Here is a 19,433-nt window from a genome sequence, read left to right as displayed (position 1 = left end):
AAGTTCGGTTTTATAAATTTAAAAAAGAGGTGTCCGTATGATTTTAGGTATTAATCCGTACTTAGTTTTAGATGGTAGTGGGCAAGAAGCTGTACAGTTTTATAAAGAGGCTTTAGATGCAAAAGTAGAAGTCATGCAAACTTTTGGTGACATGCCTGAAAATCCAGAATACCCGATTCCAGCTGAAGCGAAAGAGCGCGTTTTACACGCTACTTTAAAAGTTGGTAATACGGATCTTATGATTTCTGATACATTCCCAGGTCAAGGGCATGCAATCGGATCTCAAGTAACAATCGCAATTCAAATTAGTAATGCAGAAAAAGCAAAAGAAGTATTCGATAAGTTACAAGAAGGTGGAGAAGTTATCATGCCACTTCAAGAAACATTCTGGAGCCCAGCATACGGACAAGTAAAAGATAAATTTAATATTGAATGGCAAGTTACAACGTCTACTACTGAACGAAAGTAATTTTTAGAAAAGCACCATGTTTTGAAATGGTGCTTTTTTTTATACAATAAAAAATAAAGGAGATGGGATATATGGGAGAAATTTGGTATGGCGGCACCATTTACACAATGAGAGAAGAAAATGAAAAAGTGGGCGCTGTTTACGTTGAAAACGGTACGATCGTTGATGTTGGAAGTAAAGAAGAGTTAGAAAACCAATATGCCGCGGTTACATTGCACGATTTAAAAGGCAAAACGATGATTCCAGGTCTCGTTGATAGCCACATGCACCTTATTGGGCATGGGGAGAGATTGCTTCGTTTAGATTTATCAAATTGCACATCTTATGGTGAAGTGCTTACTCTTGTTCAGAAGCGAGTGGAAGAAGCTCCAAAGGGCTCTTGGATTATTGGAGAAGGATGGAATGAAAATAACTTTACAGATACGAAAGATGTTCACGCGCGTGATTTAGATGAAATTTCGAAAGAACATCCCATTTTATTAAAGAGAGTTTGTCGTCACGTTACATGGGTGAATGCATACATACTGCAAGAAGCGAATATAACAGCAGCGACAGAAGATCCAAAAGGCGGGAAAATTGGTAGGGATTCATCAAATAAGTTAACAGGGCTTTTATATGAACAAGGGCAAGAATTAATTAAACATGTTCAGCCAGAAATTGATGAAGCTTATTTACAAAGAGCTCTGCAAACAGCGATTAAAGATTGCTGGAAATACGGACTTGTTGGCGGGCATACGGAAGATTTAAATTATTATGGTGGTTTTAGAAAAACATATAATGCGTTTTCTCACGTTATAAAAGAAATGCCATTTAAAGCCCATTTGCTCGTTCACCATGAAGTAGCACATGAACGAAAAGAATATGAAAATGAACATTATATTGAATTTGGAGCAATGAAAATTTTCTCTGACGGTTCTTTTGGCGGAAGAACAGCATTATTAAGTGAACCGTATGAAGATGCGAAGGAAACAAATGGGGTTGCGATTTTCTCACGTGAAGAACTTGCGGAATTAGTAAAGAAAGCACGAGATTTACATATGCCAGTTGCGATTCATACTATCGGTGACTTATCGCTTGAATATGTCATTGATGCACTCGAATTATATCCACCAGCAGAAGGGTTACGTGACCGCATCATTCATTGTCAGCTTGCTCGTGAAGAGTTGATAGAAAGAATGAAAAACTTGCAAGCCATTATCGATATACAGCCAGTCTTTCTTTCATCAGATTTTCCGTCAGTCATTGAAAAACTAGGCGAGCACCGTCTTCGTTATGCGTACGCTTGGAAGACGTTACTGGAAGCAGGATTACACTGCAACGGTGGCTCAGATGCTCCCATTGAACAAGTAAATCCGTTTCTAGGCATATATAGCGCTGTTACACGTAGAAGTTTTATTGACGGTATATGCTATATGCCTGAGGAGAGATTAACGGTATATGAGGCTGTTTCTTTATTTACAACAGGAAGTGCCTATGCAATTGGAAAAGAAGCGAAGCGAGGGCAAATTACAAAAGGATATGAAGCAGACTTTACAATATTAGACCGCAATATTTTTGAAATTGAGGCAGAAGAAATAAAAGAAATACAAGCAGAAATGACCGTAATAGATGGCCAAGTTGTCTATAGAAAAGATGCGTAAAAATATATGAGCGGTTTTCGGAATATATCGAATTACCGACAAAAACTGACAAGAATAACGGCCGGATAGTAAGAGAGTATTGTTCGCGTCAATCGGGGGAAATAAATAACCGCAGAATTATGGAATTCCATAATTCTGCGGTTATTTTAATCTTATAAAAACGTTCTCTGTACTTTTTCCCAGAAAGAATTGTTTTTCAATTTAACTGTTTTAATTTGTTTATCGCTTAAGCGTACAACAGCTTTTTCCACTTGTTTAATGCTAAGCGCTTCGTTATCCATGCCGATAACAGGATAATCGTTACCGTCTGGTCTTAGTTTTAAAGTTAATGTACGTTCGTGATTTAAAATGAAAGGTGAACCGAGCGTACGGTAAGTGTTGTTGTTTAAAGATGCTAGTTCGCTTACTTGGAAACATGGGATAAGCGGGTCAACAACTGCACCATGCAATGATTTATTGTAAGCAGTACTTCCTGTTGGGGTAGAAACCACTAAACCGTCCCCTCTAAATGTTTCGAAATATAAATCATCAACATGAACATCTACAACGAATGTTTTAATAATGCTAGAACGTAATGAGAACTCATTTAAACAATGGAAAGATGTACTGCCATCTACATCTACCTGAATTGTTGGATATTTTCGCACTTCAATTTCATTTTTTGTAATTTCTTGAAGGGCTGTATCAACGTGATCAATATGGAAATCGCAGTAGAAAGAAATTTCATCTTTCGTAGAAATCCCTGCGTATAAGCAATCTTCTCTAAAACCAGTTTTACGAACGGCTTGTAAGAAGGTTGCATCATCTCCAACACTGACGATAGCGTTTGCATTTTTTGGATGATCTAATATGGTAAATCCATTCTCTTCTAAAATACGATAGATTGGTTTCATTTTTTCAACGAGCGTTGCTTTGTCATCACCATAAAAGAAAAATAAATTGCGACGATCTGCCATTATGTATCCCTCCACTGCAGTTAAATTTTCTGTTTTTCGTGCTACATATCATTAGAGTCCGTTCCCTGATGATATGTTCAAATAATATATTTCGATATAAATTGTCAAAATACCTTTTTATTTTTAGAAAAATTTTTATATTCAATCTTATAAAACTCTGTTTAACGATGAATAAACTTGTCGATAATGGGTACGGAGTGAAAGGATGATACGTATGAAGTGGCTCGTAATTGGAATAATAATTCTTCTTCTTTTTATTTTGTTTATACTATTGTCGAAAATAAAGCTTAAGGTGACATTTTTATATTCAGAAATGGAAAAGCAATGTTTGCTTCAAGTGAAAATATGGATGATTCGATATACATTTGATGTGTTGGAAAGAATTGAAAAACAGCAGAAAAAGACAGGACAGAAAATCGAAAAAGCTGAAGAGGACGGCGGACTCGATAATAAAATTATGGCGCAACTTGACAGCATTGGTGAACTGATAAAAAAGCTTCAAGAAGTTCATACTATTGTTAAAGATTTTCTCAAACGAGTGAAAATCAATGGTTGGAAATGGCATACACAAATTGGAGCAGGCGATGCAGCTAGTACTGGAATTGTCACTGGATATGCATGGGGGACAAAAGGTATGGCTGCTGGAGTTGTCGGACAATATATGCATATTGTCGACGTACCAGAATTTGAAATTACCCCAGTTTTTCAAGGGAAAGGATTTGCATCAAGATGCGAGTTAACAGCATCTTTTCGTATATTCCGCGCTATAAAAACTGGCGTCAAATTACTCGTATTTATGAGAAGACAAAGATCTGGTATGACAGAAAAATCTGTTCAAGCATAGGGGGGATATAGAATGGACCATCCAATTCAAGGTTTAATGACAACAGCAATGCAGCATTTAAAACAAATGACTGATGTAAATACAATTGTTGGTGACCCAATTAAAGCGGCAGATGGAAGCGTAATTCTTACAGTTTCGAAAGTAAGTTTCGGATTTGCTGCTGGTGGAAGTGAATTTGGTAAAGTAGAACATTCAGGCCGTCATCCATTTGGCGGAGGAAGTGGTGGAGGAGTTTCTATTAATCCTGTTGCCTTTCTTGTTATAAATGGAGATGGTGTGAAAGTATTGCACTTAGATAAACAAACACACGTCATCGATAAAATAATTGAATTAGCGCCACAAGCTGTTGATAAAGTGAAAGAAATGATGGATAAACGAAAAGAAGATGATCCTGAATTTCAAATTTAACGAATAAAGAAGCTAATCAATAGGTTAGCTTCTTTAATTTTTTTGTAAATAAAGCGATTTTATTTGCATTATCGATAGGGACAAACTATCATTTACATTGTACATATTTTGTTTAAATAAGGGAGGATTTTCAAGTGGCAAACGTAACTTTTAAAGGTAATCCAATGACTTTAGTTGGAACAGAAGTTAAAGTTGGCGATCAAGCGCCAAACTTCCAAGTATTAGCAAACGACTTATCTCCAGTAAGTTTAGAAACATACAAAGGTGAAGTGAAATTAATTAGTGTTGTACCTTCAATCGACACAGGTGTGTGTGATGCACAAACACGTCGTTTTAACCAAGATGCAGCAGGTATTGAAAACGCGAAAGTATTAACAATTAGCGCTGATTTACCATTCGCTCAAAAACGCTGGTGTGCAGCAAACGGTTTAGAAAATGTTGTTACACTTTCTGACCACCGCGACCTTTCATTCGGTGAAGCTTATGGCTTAGTAATGAAAGAGCTTCGTTTACTTGCTCGTGCAGTATTCGTAGTAGATAGCAATGACAAAGTAGTTTACGCAGAATACGTAAGCGAAGGTACAAGCCATCCAAACTATGAAGCAGCATTAGAAGCAGCTAAATCTGCGAAGTAATGTGATGAAAATGACCTCTTATAAAGAGGTCGTTTTTTCTCATATATTGCTCTGTAACAGCATCGATATATGAGAAAAAACGTTATATCATATATAACTAAAGGGGAGCTCTTTACAGGAGGTCGCTTTTTCTTTTTGGAAAAAATCACTTTGTGGTATGATATAAGTTATGTGTAAAAGAGAGAAGGAGGAATGTACGTGAGTCAGACAGTAGAAACATTATTTTCTATTTTTGATTCTTCTGCGGTAGTTTTACGTAAAGAATTAGATGTAACATATTTAGAGGCGCTTGTAGAAACAGGTGATAACTTGTTTGAGGGAGCGATTTTACAAGAGGAATTATCCGAATCAGCAATTGAAAGGCTGAATCGTGAATATAGTACGTTTAATGAAGAAACATATAAAGGTGAAGAAATTCGTAAAGCATTTCAGTTAGCCATCTTAAAAGGAATGAAAGAAGGCGTACAAGCGAATCATGAAATGACGCCTGATGCAGTTGGAATGTTCATGAGTTACTTATTCCATAAATTTATGCAAGGTCAAAACGAGATCACAGTTTTAGATCCTGCAATTGGAACAGGTAATTTAATGACTACAGTGTTTAATAGCGCCAAAGAAGGACTAACAATGAGTGGATTTGGTGTAGAAGTGGATGAAGTGCTAATTAAACTTGCTTTAGTAAATGCAAATTTACAAAAGCATGCAATCGAATTCTTCCATCAAGATGGACTAGCACCACTTTATATCGATCCAGTTGATGCAGTCGTTTCAGACTTACCGGTTGGTTATTATCCAAACGAAATCGGTGCAAGTGAATATAAATTAAAAGCAGATGAAGGAATGTCGTATGCCCATCACTTATTTATTGAACAAAGTGTGAAACATACGAAAGAGGGCGGTTACTTATTCTTCTTAGTACCAAACTTCATTTTTGAAAGTGACCAGGCACCAAAATTACATGCATTTATTAAAGAAACATGCTTTATTCAAGGGTTATTACAGCTTCCTGTTTCCATGTTTAAAAACGAGAAAAATGCAAAAAGTATATTTGTTCTCCAAAAGAAAGGCGCTAATGTAACAATGCCAAAACAGGCATTATTAGTGGAGTTGCCTAAATTCTCTAACATGAAGGCGATGGAAGACATTATGGATCAATTAAATACTTGGTTTGCAACACATAAATAAAGCTGGGTATATGTAACAGCATTAGTGATTCATGTAGTACAGTTTTATATAATATGTCATATTTTTAAATATATACAAGATTTAACTGAATTTTTTTGAAATCTGTAATATATATTTTTTCTTGGTGTTACAATTTTTTCACTTGAAATATATGTCGGACGATGTTTAAATTAAAATCGTGAGTATAAAATTTGCTAATGATGAAACGTTTTCATATTTGGTGAATTTGATCAGATAAAATCGAGCGGTTTGTGGAAACATCCACACAACTACCAAGAGAAAAAGGGGCGAAAGACTAGATGTCAAAAATCATCGCGATTAACGCAGGAAGCTCTTCCTTAAAATTCCAATTATTTGAAATGCCAAGTGAAACAGTATTAACAAAAGGTTTAGTAGAACGTATCGGTTTAGAAGATAGTATCTTCACTATTACTGTAGATGGCGAAAAACAAAAAGAAATTACAAACATTCCAGATCACGCAGTAGCAGTTAATATGCTTCTTAAAAAGTTAACTGAAAACGGAATCGTTAAATCTCTAGATGAGATTGGCGGTATCGGTCACCGTGTTGTTCACGGCGGCGAAAAATTTGCTGACTCTGTTTTAATTACTGATGAAGTATTAGCTGATATCGAAGAATTAAGCGATTTAGCACCACTTCATAACCCAGCAAACGTTGTTGGTATTAAAGCATTCCAAGAAGTATTACCAAACGTACCAGCAGTAGCAGTATTCGATACAGCATTCCACCAAACAATGCCGGAATCTGCATTCCTATACAGCTTACCATATGAGTACTATGAAAAATTCGGCATCCGTAAATACGGTTTCCACGGAACTTCTCATAAATATGTAACTGAGCGTGCGGCTGAATTATTAGGTCGTCCAATTGAAAGCTTAAGCTTACTTTCTTGTCACTTAGGTAACGGTGCAAGTATCGCAGCAGTAGAAGGCGGTAAATCTATCGATACTTCTATGGGCTTCACACCACTTGCTGGTGTAACAATGGGTACACGTTCTGGTAACCTTGACCCTGCGTTAATTCCATACATCATGGAAAAAACAGGCCAAACAGTAGAAGAAGTAGTTAACGTATTAAACAAGAAGAGTGGTATGTTAGGTCTTACTGGTTACTCTAGTGACCTACGTGACATCATTGCGAAAGAAGAAGAAGGCGACCACCGTGCGAAAGTAGCACTTGATGTATTCGTAAGCCGTATCCACAAATACATCGGTTCTTACACTGCTCGTATGAAAGGTGTAGACGCAATCATCTTCACAGCTGGTGTAGGTGAAAACAGTGCGATTATTCGTGAGCGTGTATTAGAAGGCCTTGAGTACATGGGCGTATACTTCGATGCAAAACGTAATAACGTATTCGGTGAAGAAGCATTCATCAGCTTCCCACACTCTCCAGTAAAAATTATCGTAATTCCAACTGACGAAGAAGTTATGATTGCTCGTGACGTACTACGTCTTGGAGATATTGGTTAATATATGAAAAAAAAGACGAGATCCTATAGGATTTCGTCTTTTTTCTTTTGGATGTATTTTAAAACTCCATCTGGATATAATATTTTTTCTTTCTGAATGAATGCCGTAATAGGAATCCATTTCGCATACGCTACTGTTTCTTCATCTTGTATATTTAATATTTTCATTTCATATAGTGACGTGTTTAATAAACGCAAAGAATATAGTTGAATGATTTCATGACCAATGTCTCCATCGAGATGAAAGACATTTTCTAAACACCCTAAATAATTGGTGATTTCTATCTCCGTATGAAGCTCTTCTTTAAACTCCCGAATAACAGTATGTGCTGATTTTTCACCAAGTTCAATTGAACCGCCAAGAGGACGATAATATATTTCGCCTTCTGTATAATATTCTTGTACGAGAAGGCGATCTTGATGTACAGCAAGACCGAAAGCTTTTGCACGTGGATACATATAGAATCACTCCTTATTTGTTTTGTATAAGGACGATTATAATGTATGGTGTGATAAAAGTATCGTGTATTTAAGTGTGCGGTCTAATTGTAATTCCATCAAATAAGTCTTTCCAAAATGCTTCATTGTATTGGTATACATCCATAATAGGACATTTCATAACGCAAATACGTTGTAATCCCCAATCTTCTTGGGTGATAGTTGGTATATCGGCAGGAATTAGTAACAGGACAGAGAATGTATGTGTAACGATTTGAGATAAAATTTGTTCTAGGGAACATGCTTCTTCATATGTTCCTCCAGTTCGAATAAATAATATGGATTCTGCCGTTTCAATTGTAGCTAGAAAACGATTAATACGATGTTCATAGTTTAACTTAATTTCTGTATAAGAAGGCCAAGAAGTTGGTGTATTTACATCTGTTTTAAAGTCATGACAGGAGTCAATTTCATAAAGGTTGTCCCTTAATCTTAATTTTGCATCATCATCCCAAAATGAGATGAAGGATAAATTTTCGAGATTTAAAAAGCGGTCAAATCGATTTTGTAATAATACATTCACTTTTTCTAATGAGGGACTTAGCATAAAATCAATAACGCCAAAAAATGGTGATAATTCTAATTGATATAATGCCCAAGCGGGCCAGCAGTTTTGTCCTAAGCTGAATACCGCATTATATTCTTTTTTTATATCGGATAGATTCATGTGATTTATCTCATCCTTTTTGTTAATATTTTATGCCATTCAAAAATGGTATGTGAATAAAGATAGACAAGCATATTTGCAAAGAATAAGCAGAAATATGTTACAATAGAAAAAAATCGAACGAGGTGGTTGTTACGATGCGATCGAAGCGAGAACAAGCCATTTTAGACAATATAAAAGAATGGGAAGCGCAATTAGTTGAGCAAGAAGCGACCGATTTTCAAAAAGTGTTTGATAAATGGTTACATGCTACAGTTGCGAAATTACCTGAGAAAAAGCGAAAAGAATTCTTCACGAAAGCAGATGGATGGCTCTTTCATTTGCATGCATTTATTCAAAGTTCACAAGCACAGTTAGATGCACGTAATCGGATTTTAGGAACATCAAGGTTATTTGATGAATCGATTGAACAGCTTGAAGATTTGAAAGCATTATCTATTGATCAATTAACATACATAGCAGAGCAGCAAACAGCACGTCATCGTCTATATTCATTTGTACAAGGTGGGGCAACAGGTGCTGGAGGTTTATTATTATTAACGGCGGATTTTCCGGTTATGATCGCATTAAATGTGAAGGCAGTCCAACTTATTGCAACATCATTTGGACATGATGTGAACAAGCCGTATGAAATGATGCTTGCGTTAAAGGTGTTTCATGCGTCATTACTACCAGGAAGACTTCAGCAATATGCATGGTACAATTTATTGCAAGAGCTGGAGCAAGAAGATTCGTTCTTTTACGAAGGAGACGAAGCAGTGCTACAAACAGCTTCTACTGAGGTTGTGTTAAAACAAATTTTGAAGACATTTTCGATTTATGCTCTTCGTCGTAAATTATTCCAAGGTATACCGGTAATTGGAATGGCAATTGGATCTACAGTGAATTATCGTTTAACAAGAAACGTTACTGAATTTGCAAATAGATTTTATCAAGTGCGCCATATAGTCGAGAAAGAAAAAAGAGCATAAAAAAAGCGAGAGGCCGAAGCCTTTCGCTTTTTTAATTCGTTGCATGTTTTTTGGACATTGGAACAGATACTGGCTGCTTTTCTGCTGTTTTTTCTGTTTTTGGATAATAAATTAAATCCAATGTTTTTGCCTGTACGGCAATCGAAAGAATAGTAAAAGCAATTTCTGTCCAATTTAAATAATATAATGAAAGCGCAAGAACAATCGCGTCAAAGACGAAGAAAATTTGCCCAATTGTAAAACGAGTTCGTTTACTTAATACAATTGTTAAAATATCGTCTCCACCGGTTGCACCGCCAAATCGTAATATAAAACCGAGTCCAATACCAGCTAACGCACCGCCAACTACTGCAGCTATAAATAAGTTATTTGATAAATCTACCGTAAATGGAGAATAATTTTCCATAAAGGAATAAAATACTCCGAATGAAATTGAACCTAGGAATGAATAACCAACCATTTTTCTACCTAAAAATGAAGCGCACAGTAAAATAATTGGGATATCCATTAATACAGTTGAAATAGATGGTGAAATATCATAAAAGTTTTGAATGAATAGTGCAATTCCTACAAATCCACCTTCTGTTAAGTGGTTTTGGAAGTGAATGTGATATAGCGCTGCTGCTAAAATAAATGAACCGATTAAAACCATAAAAATTTCTTTAATAATTTGCCGACTTTGGATGTTCCTCATCGTTATTCCTTCTTTCCGTAGTTAGTAGTCCTTTTTGTGTTGTAAACTAACTACGAGCTCACATGTAGCTTTCAGTTAGTTTACGAAAAAACTAACTACGCTATATGTCGCTGAAGAAATAACGAATAATCCTCTCGTCCATCAATTCTCCCTACCTTCGTTTTAGTTTAAGTCTTAAAACGACTAAACAAAACGTGGAGTAGGATTCGTCATTTAGCAATCCTGCTCTTCTTTGTTTTGTTTAGTTAGTAACAATTAAGTCCTAAACAAAACGCTATGTGTAAGAAGAGTCTTTTTTTTGCCAAATTATCCTTCGGGCAATCATAATTTCCCCACTCTCGTATTTTTTTCGCTAGACTAAAGTATCTGAGCTAAAAAATACGCTACGTGTATGATTCGTCAATACGATGCCACATGCTCCTTCGAGCGATCATGATATCAAAATCCCTTCCTTCAAGATTTATACTATTATATCATACTTTTAAAAAATGTATGCGGATGGAAACCGACAATAAACGGAGGGAATCTACAAAAAATGTTATGTTTAAATATTTTTGTAGAAAAGCCTAAGTTATTTCGGAGGATTGGCCAGTTTATAACGGTTTGTCCAATAAGTAAGAAAAAAGGGTTTTATTCCGTTGTGTTCTTTTCATCACTTTTATCTTTAAAAAACGCATCCCAACTAATCACACTTAAAAAAGTTAAAGTGATAATAACGAAAGCACGCATAATTTTTAAACCTCCTTTTGTACATAGTATATGAATCATTCGATTCAGAATGTGTCATTTTTTTACAAGTCTTAACTATTATGAGAGTATATTAATATAGATAGATGAAGGGGAGAGTGAAGGTATGCTAAAAGACATGTTCAAAAGAAAAGAATTAATATGCATTTCATGTCAGAAAAAAATTCAATATGAAGAAGAGCTTGTTGCTTTTGTAAAGTTGCCGAAAGAAAGAAGTATATTAGTTGGTCCATTCGATGTATGTTTGGCGAAAACAGCACAAGAAATATATTGTAAATCATGTTATGACAAAAAAAGCATGACCCAAAGTTATTGAGGGGCATGCTTTTTTCATTGGTGTGCTTTCCCCTCAGATACATTTTGAGTGAGTCGATACCAAAGCCAAAGGTCATTAATGATTGAAGCAAGATCGGCAATTTCTGAATTTAGTTTACAAGAAACTTCGAAGTCTTCTTCGTTATTTAAATAATGTTGTTTTGTATTAATATAGTGCTCAAGTTCTTTTATACGATCAGGAATTTTCCCGCGAACTTGTTCCCATTTTAGTAAAATAGCATGCTGCATTTTTTCGGGGATATCTTCCCAATCTTCTTGTAAATGAGGAATTTCAATTCCTAGATGATCATCGTATAAGAAATACTTTTCCATAAGTTCACCCCCGTTGTCCTGCTTATATTGTACAGAAAAACAGAAAGAAGTTCGACGAAATTGTTTGAAAAAATTTGAAAATGACTCTTGATACATTTTGTGAAAGGTGGTAAAGTGTGAATTATTATAAAAGAAAATGAATATTTATTCTTAGGGGGATGCAAAATGGAGAAGAAAAAAGTTGTATTAGCATATTCCGGAGGTCTTGATACTTCCGTTGCAATTAAATGGTTACAAGAGAAGAATTATGATATTATCGCGCTTTGTTTAGACTTAGGGGAAGGTAAAGACTTAGCATTTGTAAAAGAAAAGGCACTTTCAGTAGGTGCAATTAAATCATATATGATTGATGTTCAAGAAGAATTCGCGAATGAATATGCATTGATGGCGATGCAAGCACACACATTATACGAAGGGAAATACCCTCTTGTCTCTGCATTATCTCGTCCGCTTATTGCGAAGAAATTAGTAGAAATCGCAGAACAAGAAGGCGCAACTGCAGTTGCACACGGATGTACAGGGAAAGGAAATGACCAAGTTCGTTTTGAAGTTTCTATCCAAGCATTAAATCCTTACTTAGAAGTGATTGCACCTGTACGTGAATGGAAGTGGTCACGTGAAGAAGAAATTGCCTATGCAAAAGAAAACGATGTACCAATTCCGATTAATTTAGATAGCCCGTTTTCAATCGATCAAAACTTATGGGGACGCAGCAACGAATGTGGAATTTTAGAAGATCCATGGGCAGCGCCGCCAGAAGATGCATATGAGATGACATTGGCATTAGAAGATACACCGAATAAACCAGAGTTTGTAGAAATCGGATTTGAAGCAGGCGTACCGACTACTTTAAATGGCACTGCATATTCACTTGCAGAATTAATTAAAACGTTAAATGCGCTTGCTGGAAAACACGGCGTTGGACGTATTGATCACGTAGAAAATCGTCTTGTCGGTATTAAATCTCGTGAAGTATACGAATGCCCAGCAGCAATGACGTTAATCACTGCGCATAAAGAGTTGGAAGATTTAACACACGTAAAAGAAGTAGCACATTTTAAACCAGTGATTGAACAGAAAATAACAGAACTTATTTATAATGGTTTATGGTTCTCGCCTTTAAAACAAGCGCTTCATGCATTTTTACAAGAAACGCAAAAGAATGTAACAGGTACAGTGCGTGTGAAATTATTTAAAGGTCATGCGATTGTAGAAGGACGTAAATCTGAATACTCTTTATACGATGAAAAATTAGCAACATATACTGCTCAGGACGAATTTAATCATGATGCAGCAGTTGGATTCATTTCATTATTCGGTTTACCGACGAAAGTATACAGCCAAGTGAATCAAAAGAAGGTGGAAGCGTGAGCAAACTTTGGGGCGGACGTTTTACAGAAGAAGCGGAAGCATGGGTTGAAGAGTTCGGAGCATCCATCTCCTTCGATCAACAATTAGTAAATCAAGATATAAATGGGAGTATGGCACACGTAACGATGCTAGCAAAGCAAGGCATCGTTACGCAAGAAGAAGCAGAGAAAATAAAGATAGGTCTTCAATATTTATTGAAAGAAGCAAAAGAGAATAAGCTACAATTTTCAGTAGAAGCAGAAGATATTCATTTAAACATCGAAAAAATGTTAATTGAACAAATTGGCGAAGTAGGAGGAAAACTTCACACTGGCCGAAGTCGTAATGATCAAGTAGCGACAGATATGCATTTGTATTTAAAAGAAAAGGTAGAACATATTATAAAAGCTACAAAGCAATTGCAAACTGTTCTTGTTCATCAAGCAGAAAATAATATTGAAACCATTATGCCTGGCTATACGCATTTGCAACGTGCTCAGCCGATTTCATTTGCTCATCATATTCTCGCTTACTTTTGGATGTTAGAGCGTGATGTGAATCGTTATGAAGATTCGTTAAAACGTATTAACATTTCGCCATTAGGAGCAGGAGCGTTAGCTGGAACGACATTCCCCATTGACCGAGAGTATAGTGCGGAGCTTCTTGGATTTAATGGAATCTATGAAAATAGTTTAGATGCAGTAAGCGATCGTGATTTCATACTGGAGTTCCTAAGTAACTCCTCTATGCTTATGATGCACTTATCACGCTTTTGCGAAGAACTTATTTTATGGAGTAGCCAAGAGTTTCAATTTATTGAAATGAGCGATCAATATGCAACGGGAAGCAGCATTATGCCGCAAAAGAAAAACCCGGATATGGCGGAACTAATCCGTGGTAAAACAGGCAGAGTATACGGTAATTTATTCAGTTTACTCACAGTAATGAAAGGATTACCGCTCGCTTACAATAAAGACTTACAAGAAGATAAAGAAGGAATGTTTGATACAGTTAAAACAGTAGAAGGATGCCTTCATATTATGGCGGGCATGCTTGAAACGATGACTGTAAACAAAGAAAAAATGGGGCAAGCTGTGACGCAAGATTTCTCCAACGCAACAGAAATTGCTGACTATTTAGCGAACAAAGGACTACCATTCCGTCAGGCTCATGAAATTGTTGGAAAGTTAGTGCTACATTGCACACAAAAAGGAATTTATTTATTAGATGTCTCGCTTGAAACATATAAAGAAATGAGCTCTTTATTTGAAGAAGATTTGTATGAAGTTCTTTCACCATATGCGGCTGTAAAGCGTCGTAATAGTTCGGGTGGAACAGGATTTGAACAAATCAAAAACGCTTTGGAGAAGGCGAAGGGGTTAACGAAAGAAGTTATTAAGAGTTGAGTTGGGAAGTACGCCAGTCTAGTAAAGTCTGGCGTACTTTATTTTTTACTAGCATTTAAGTTACAATGTAGTAAAAAATAACAATTTAGGGGAAGTCTATGAAAAAAATAGTGTTGATCATTGTACTGTTAATTAGCTTAATTGCAAATGCTAAAGTGTTTCTTTTGGACAAATATATATATGTTGGTGAAAAAGAAAAGCGAGAAGAAGCGGTTATCGCAACGATGTGGCATTTACAAGATAAAGGATATAAAGAAAGTGATATTTTATATATAAAACCGGCCTTTTATAGCAAAATGGATTCGTATGGTATGAATGTACAGTTTAAAGATGAACCAAATGAATCATATACATATAGAGTTTTAAAAGATGCGAAAACAAATAAACTAACTGTACACCAAGATAGCAATGAGTCTGGTGGTATGGGCGGGAAACATCAAGAGCTTAAATAAAGAAAGAAAACGACTGATGGCATTCGCCTGCAGTCGTTTTCTTTTAATCATACTTATGTCGATCTTCCGTAATTCGAATATACTCAATATCCATCAAATCACGAAGTAATGCACCATTACTTAGTTCAACGCCGTGCTTCTCTTTAAAATGAGTGCGAATCGTACCTAGCATTTCAATTTCTTTGCCGTTCACATCTAAAATAATGCGTTCAGAATCATCCATATAGCATCCTCCTTTTTTACACATATATATTTTGTCCGTCTATTTCTAAAAAATGTATGTTAACGTAATGTTAGGAAATAAGAAAGGGATGGAAAATGAGACGTATTTATTTTATAGGGCTAATTTTGTACACATTCATTGTATTACATGTTGCATTCCCAAATATCTTTTCATTTGAGGATTTAGAAACAGTACACGTTGCGATATTTATTTTTGCTCTATTTGTAGTAGATTGCTTTATTTCTATATGGCTTTCGAAAAGAAAAGATATACAAGGCAAAAAAGAAATGGAACGGAAAAAGAGAAAACGTTCCTTTTGGATGATGACATACTGTTTGTCTTTAGTGCTTACTGCTGCTTTTTTTAGTGAACATATTCCATTAGAAAGAGTAAATATTGGATTTGGAGCATTCGTATTCGCATACTATTTTTTTATGCACTTTCTTCCTTATATGAAAGAAAAGCGAGGAGAAGAGGAAAATCCGCTTGTAGAAGAAGAGAAAGAACAAGAGCATAAGAGAATAGAAGGGGATATAAAGAAACTTGGAGAACAAAAGTGGTATTTAAAATCAAAAATCATATACGTTCTTTGCTTTATTACGCCGCCAATTGGTTATTTGTATGTTTTCTTATTTCGTAAAAAAATGACAGAAGGTGCAAGGCGAACGTACTTAACGGTTGCGACGATTATGATGGCATTATGGTCTTTGAAGTTTCTTCCGCCTTATGTGTTGGCAATTACCGTTGTTGTCGTAGCATGTCTTTTGTTTATAGTGAAGTTTATAAAATGAAAAACACCAAGCCTATGTGGACTTGGTGTTTTATCTATAAATTAAAGCTCACCTTGCTCTTCATCACCACGAACAACAAGGACATCGCATTTCGCATAGCGAATAATATGTTCAGAGACGCTACCAATTAGGAAACGCTCAACAGCATTTAAACCAGTCGCACCACACATAATTAAATCTACTTTATGGTTTGGAGCGATTTCTTTTGAAATTTTTGATTTAGGATTACCGAATTCTAATACAGTTTCAATTTTTTCAAGACCAGCTTCAAGCGCAGTTTTTTTGTAGTCTTCTAATAGGTCTTCTGCAAATAGATTTGCACGTTCCGCAATTGCACGGCTATAAGCTTCTACTGCTGAGTATGCTTTTACATCAACGATATGAGCAATTGTTAATGTTGCATTGTTGCGCTTTGCGACTTGAATTGCTTTTTTAAAGGCTTTTTCTGCTTCTTTAGAACCATCCACCGCGATTAAAATATTTGTATATGTATTATTCATAGTAAATTCCTCCCAATCTGTTTTATAACTGTTTACAACTTAATTATAAAACAAATTTTGGTAACGTGCTTGCCAGAAACGTTACAGAATTTTGAAAACTCTGTTTCAATTCATTTTAGTTGTAATTGGAGCGAGAACTTGTTACATATGAAGTATAGCAATTTAAAAGGGGGCAGTTTTGTGAGACATGCGCTCATTACAGCCGGTACGAAAGGTTTAGGAAAGCAAGTAACAGAAAAGTTATTGGCTAAAGGCTATTCAGTAACAGTAACGTACCATAGCGATATCACGGCTATGGAAACGATGAAAGAAACATATAAAGATGTGGAAGAGCGTCTACAATTCGTGCAAGCGGATGTCACGAAAAAGGAAGATTTACATAAAATAGTAGAAGAAGCGATGAGCCGTTTTGGCAAAATTGACTTTTTAATTAATAATGCTGGTCCATATGTATTTGAACGAAAAAAGTTAGTTGATTATGAAGAAGATGAATGGAATGAAATGATTCAGGGAAATTTAACAGCGGTATTTCATTTATTAAAACTTGTCGTTCCGGTCATGAGAAAACAGAACTTTGGCCGTATTATTAATTACGGATTTCAAGGGGCGGATAGTGCACCGGGATGGATTTATCGTTCAGCTTTTGCCGCAGCGAAAGTAGGACTTGTTTCATTAACGAAAACAGTTGCTTATGAAGAAGCGGAGTATGGTATCACTGCGAACATGGTATGTCCTGGTGATATTATTGGCGATATGAAAGAGGCAACTATTCAAGAAGCACGTCAGCTGAAAGAGCATAACACACCGATTGGTAGATCTGGAACAGGTGAAGATATTGCAAGAACCATTTCGTTTTTATGTGAGGACGATTCCGATATGATTACCGGTACAATTATTGAAGTGACTGGTGCAGTGGATGTTATTCATAGACATCGATAGAATAAAATAAGATGAAGTTTCGAATAATTGGACAGTTTATCCATTGTGCTGAGAGGTGCGGATAATACTGTCCTTTAATATAAAATTAAATCTATCGGAAAACTCGTGTTATTTTTTTGTCAAATATTGAGATATTATGTTAAAATATAAGAGCGTAGAAAGCGCTTTAAAAAATGATTCAGGGGTCATTTCATAACTCAAGGGGGAACTAATCATGCGTATCGGTATTCCAACAGAAATTAAAAACAATGAAAACCGTGTGGCAATGACGCCAGCGGGAGCAGTACATTTAGTACAAAATGGTCACGAAGTTTTTGTTCAAAAAGGAGCAGGTTTAGGATCTGGCTTTACAGATGAAGAATACGTACAAGCTGGTGCGAAACTTGTAGAAACTGCTGAAGAAGCATGGAATCAAGATATGGTTATGAAGGTAAAAGAGCCAGTAGCAAGTGAATACGGCTATTTCCGTGAAGGCTTAATCTTATTCACATACTTACACTTAGCTCCAGAACCAGAATTAACGAAAGCATTAATCGATAACAAAGTTGCATCAATCGCATACGAAACAGTACAATTAGACAATCGTTCTTTACCATTACTTGCACCTATGAGTGAAGTGGCTGGTCGTATGTCTGCACAAATCGGTGCACAATTCCTTGAGAAAAACAAAGGCGGTAAAGGTATTTTACTTGCAGGCGTTCCAGGGGTAAAACGCGGCAAAGTAACAATCATCGGCGGTGGTCAAGCTGGTACAAACGCAGCTAAGATTGCAGTAGGTTTAGGTGCAGATGTAACAATCATTGACTTAAGTGCAGAACGTCTTCGTCAATTAGATGATATTTTCGGTAACCAAGTAAAAACATTAATGTCTAATCCATACAACATTGCAGAAGCTGTTAAAGAATCTGACCTTGTTATTGGAGCAGTATTAATTCCGGGTGCAAAAGCGCCAAAACTTGTAACTGAAGAAATGATTCAATCAATGGAACCAGGTTCTGTCGTTGTAGATATCGCGATTGACCAAGGTGGTATTTTCGAAACAACTGATCGTATTACAACTCATGACAACCCAACTTACGAAAAACATGGCGTTGTTCATTATGCAGTTGCTAATATGCCAGGTGCAGTTCCACGTACGTCAACTCTTGCATTAACAAACGTAACAGTACCATATGCAGTACAAATTGCTAACAAGGGCTACAAAGAAGCTTGCTTAGGCAACACTGCATTATTAAAAGGTATTAACACATTAGATGGTTATGTAACATTCGAAGCAGTTGCGGAAGCTCACGGCTTACAATACGCTGATGCAAAAGAGCTTCTTGAAAAAGCTCCTGCTTTATCATAATAGAAATACATTTGAGACCTTCCTTTTCGTGAGGAGGGTCTTTTTTATATGGAGAAATAACATGTGAATAATTGTTATTTATTGGTGTAAAACGATTTTTATTATGATAATTTAGAATTATATAATAAAAAGAGGGGATTCGATGGGGAGCAAAAAGAGGAAGAAAAAACAGGCAAAGAGACAAAGGTATATAAAGAAAAAACAGGAACAGAACATACCTTTTTCACAAAAAGTAGTCATTACGATAGAGAAAACATTTCGGTATATTTGTATGTTCTTGTATGTGATTTTTTGCTTGTATTTATGTGGGATATTTAAAAGTTTGGGGATAACCCCCAATGTTATTGAAAGTACCTTAGGCGTTCTACTTGTTATGGTAGAAGGAATCTTATTCTTTATATTATTTGATAAAGTATGGCCTAGTCATGAAAGTAAAAAAGATAGAAAAAGAAGCAAAAAATCTTCATACGCTTCAAGCTCATCAAGTGGATTCGGTGACTACAGTAGCAATGACTGTAGTAGCTCAAGTGATGGTGGAGGAGATTGCGGAGGTGGTGGAGATTAAGTTAG

General features: G+C 35.9%; 23 protein-coding genes. 16 read left to right on the top strand and 7 right to left on the bottom strand.

Annotated features, from left to right (window positions below; translation table 11 throughout):
* The first annotated feature begins 37 nt into the window (after positions 1–37).
* Both ACTFN4_RS05635 and ACTFN4_RS05630 read left to right on the top strand, forming a co-directional pair.
* A complete protein-coding gene (locus ACTFN4_RS05635) occupies positions 38–469 on the top strand; it encodes a VOC family protein (RefSeq protein WP_000600351.1) in 432 nt (143 codons plus the stop codon).
* 71 nt (positions 470–540) lie between these two features.
* Entirely contained in the window at positions 541–2,109 is a 1,569-nt protein-coding gene (locus tag ACTFN4_RS05630) for an amidohydrolase (RefSeq protein ID WP_000504012.1), read from the top strand.
* Between the two features lie 152 nt (positions 2,110–2,261).
* Here the strand turns inward: ACTFN4_RS05630 and ACTFN4_RS05625 are convergent, their stop codons facing one another.
* Positions 2,262–3,065: an NAD kinase gene (locus ACTFN4_RS05625; protein WP_000785177.1), complete on the bottom strand. Its 804-nt coding sequence runs from the start codon at positions 3,063–3,065 to the stop codon at positions 2,262–2,264.
* Positions 3,066–3,270: 205 nt separating this feature from the next.
* On the opposite strand from ACTFN4_RS05625, the gene ACTFN4_RS05620 reads away from it, so the two are divergent.
* From ACTFN4_RS05620 to ackA, 5 genes are all read left to right on the top strand, one after another.
* Positions 3,271–3,909 (top strand): DUF2953 domain-containing protein, encoded by a 639-nt coding sequence (locus ACTFN4_RS05620; RefSeq protein WP_002164419.1) that lies wholly within the window; start codon positions 3,271–3,273, stop codon positions 3,907–3,909.
* A gap of 12 nt (positions 3,910–3,921) precedes the next feature.
* Positions 3,922–4,317, top strand: a complete 396-nt coding sequence (gene ytfJ, locus ACTFN4_RS05615) for a GerW family sporulation protein (RefSeq protein ID WP_000350003.1) — start codon at positions 3,922–3,924, stop codon at positions 4,315–4,317.
* Between the two features lie 134 nt (positions 4,318–4,451).
* Positions 4,452–4,952: a thiol peroxidase gene (gene tpx / locus ACTFN4_RS05610; RefSeq protein WP_000024525.1), complete on the top strand. Its 501-nt coding sequence runs from the start codon at positions 4,452–4,454 to the stop codon at positions 4,950–4,952.
* A 198-nt stretch (positions 4,953–5,150) separates the two neighbouring features.
* Positions 5,151–6,137 carry a class I SAM-dependent methyltransferase gene (locus ACTFN4_RS05605; protein ID WP_000084367.1) on the top strand — a complete coding sequence of 329 codons (987 nt, stop codon included), beginning with the start codon at positions 5,151–5,153 and terminating at the stop codon, positions 6,135–6,137.
* 299 nt (positions 6,138–6,436) lie between these two features.
* A complete protein-coding gene (gene ackA, locus ACTFN4_RS05600; RefSeq protein ID WP_000034575.1) occupies positions 6,437–7,630 on the top strand; it encodes an acetate kinase in 1,194 nt (397 codons plus the stop codon).
* A 23-nt stretch (positions 7,631–7,653) separates the two neighbouring features.
* Here the strand turns inward: ackA and ACTFN4_RS05595 are convergent, their stop codons facing one another.
* Entirely contained in the window at positions 7,654–8,088 is a 435-nt protein-coding gene (locus tag ACTFN4_RS05595; RefSeq protein ID WP_086403873.1) for an NUDIX hydrolase, read from the bottom strand.
* Between the two features lie 70 nt (positions 8,089–8,158).
* A complete protein-coding gene (locus ACTFN4_RS05590) occupies positions 8,159–8,794 on the bottom strand; it encodes a DUF1796 family putative cysteine peptidase (protein WP_086403874.1) in 636 nt (211 codons plus the stop codon).
* Between the two features lie 137 nt (positions 8,795–8,931).
* Here ACTFN4_RS05590 and ACTFN4_RS05585 point away from each other — a divergent pair, with 137 nt between their 5' ends.
* Entirely contained in the window at positions 8,932–9,765 is an 834-nt protein-coding gene (locus ACTFN4_RS05585; RefSeq protein WP_001256850.1) for an EcsC family protein, read from the top strand.
* 31 nt (positions 9,766–9,796) lie between these two features.
* Here the strand turns inward: ACTFN4_RS05585 and ACTFN4_RS05580 are convergent, their stop codons facing one another.
* Positions 9,797–10,459 carry a YitT family protein gene (locus ACTFN4_RS05580; protein ID WP_001244515.1) on the bottom strand — a complete coding sequence of 221 codons (663 nt, stop codon included), beginning with the start codon at positions 10,457–10,459 and terminating at the stop codon, positions 9,797–9,799.
* A gap of 853 nt (positions 10,460–11,312) precedes the next feature.
* Between ACTFN4_RS05580 and ACTFN4_RS05575 the strand changes: the two genes are divergently transcribed.
* Positions 11,313–11,522, top strand: a complete 210-nt coding sequence (locus tag ACTFN4_RS05575; RefSeq protein WP_000910274.1) for a hypothetical protein — start codon at positions 11,313–11,315, stop codon at positions 11,520–11,522.
* A gap of 14 nt (positions 11,523–11,536) precedes the next feature.
* Here ACTFN4_RS05575 and ACTFN4_RS05570 read toward each other — a convergent pair whose 3' ends face one another.
* Positions 11,537–11,854 carry a hypothetical protein gene (locus ACTFN4_RS05570; RefSeq protein WP_000417206.1) on the bottom strand — a complete coding sequence of 106 codons (318 nt, stop codon included), beginning with the start codon at positions 11,852–11,854 and terminating at the stop codon, positions 11,537–11,539.
* Between the two features lie 165 nt (positions 11,855–12,019).
* On the opposite strand from ACTFN4_RS05570, the gene ACTFN4_RS05565 reads away from it, so the two are divergent.
* From ACTFN4_RS05565 to ACTFN4_RS05555, 3 genes are all read left to right on the top strand, one after another.
* On the top strand, positions 12,020–13,225 hold the full coding sequence (locus ACTFN4_RS05565; RefSeq protein ID WP_000412315.1) for an argininosuccinate synthase: 1,206 nt from the start codon (positions 12,020–12,022) through the stop codon (positions 13,223–13,225).
* Positions 13,222–14,610 carry an argininosuccinate lyase gene (argH, locus tag ACTFN4_RS05560; protein ID WP_086403656.1) on the top strand — a complete coding sequence of 463 codons (1,389 nt, stop codon included), beginning with the start codon at positions 13,222–13,224 and terminating at the stop codon, positions 14,608–14,610. Before ACTFN4_RS05565 ends, argH begins: the two co-directional genes overlap by 4 nt.
* Positions 14,611–14,708: 98 nt before the next feature.
* Positions 14,709–15,062 carry a DUF3139 domain-containing protein gene (locus ACTFN4_RS05555; protein WP_078186396.1) on the top strand — a complete coding sequence of 118 codons (354 nt, stop codon included), beginning with the start codon at positions 14,709–14,711 and terminating at the stop codon, positions 15,060–15,062.
* Positions 15,063–15,105: 43 nt separating this feature from the next.
* Here the strand turns inward: ACTFN4_RS05555 and ACTFN4_RS05550 are convergent, their stop codons facing one another.
* Positions 15,106–15,285, bottom strand: a complete 180-nt coding sequence (locus ACTFN4_RS05550; RefSeq protein WP_439962115.1) for a ProA domain protein — start codon at positions 15,283–15,285, stop codon at positions 15,106–15,108.
* Between the two features lie 95 nt (positions 15,286–15,380).
* Between ACTFN4_RS05550 and ACTFN4_RS05545 the strand changes: the two genes are divergently transcribed.
* Complete coding sequence (locus ACTFN4_RS05545) at positions 15,381–16,076, top strand: hypothetical protein (RefSeq protein WP_001252878.1); 696 nt, start codon at positions 15,381–15,383, stop codon at positions 16,074–16,076.
* Positions 16,077–16,117: 41 nt separating this feature from the next.
* Here the strand turns inward: ACTFN4_RS05545 and ACTFN4_RS05540 are convergent, their stop codons facing one another.
* Positions 16,118–16,576, bottom strand: a complete 459-nt coding sequence (locus ACTFN4_RS05540) for a universal stress protein (protein ID WP_001066673.1) — start codon at positions 16,574–16,576, stop codon at positions 16,118–16,120.
* A 147-nt stretch (positions 16,577–16,723) separates the two neighbouring features.
* On the opposite strand from ACTFN4_RS05540, the gene ACTFN4_RS05535 reads away from it, so the two are divergent.
* From ACTFN4_RS05535 to ACTFN4_RS05525, 3 genes are all read left to right on the top strand, one after another.
* A complete protein-coding gene (locus ACTFN4_RS05535; RefSeq protein ID WP_002024902.1) occupies positions 16,724–17,515 on the top strand; it encodes an SDR family oxidoreductase in 792 nt (263 codons plus the stop codon).
* Positions 17,516–17,729: 214 nt separating this feature from the next.
* Positions 17,730–18,863, top strand: coding sequence for an alanine dehydrogenase (gene ald, locus ACTFN4_RS05530; protein WP_001219403.1), 1,134 nt, complete (start codon positions 17,730–17,732; stop codon positions 18,861–18,863).
* A gap of 142 nt (positions 18,864–19,005) precedes the next feature.
* A complete protein-coding gene (locus ACTFN4_RS05525; protein ID WP_086389540.1) occupies positions 19,006–19,428 on the top strand; it encodes a hypothetical protein in 423 nt (140 codons plus the stop codon).
* Positions 19,429–19,433 lie beyond the last annotated feature (5 nt).

Source organism: Bacillus cereus group sp. MYBK95-2 (genome assembly GCF_051915225.1).
GTDB classification, from domain to species: domain Bacteria; phylum Bacillota; class Bacilli; order Bacillales; family Bacillaceae_G; genus Bacillus_A; species Bacillus_A cereus.
Note: the sequence above shows the minus strand (reverse complement) of the source record. Positions and strands in the feature narration are given on the sequence as shown.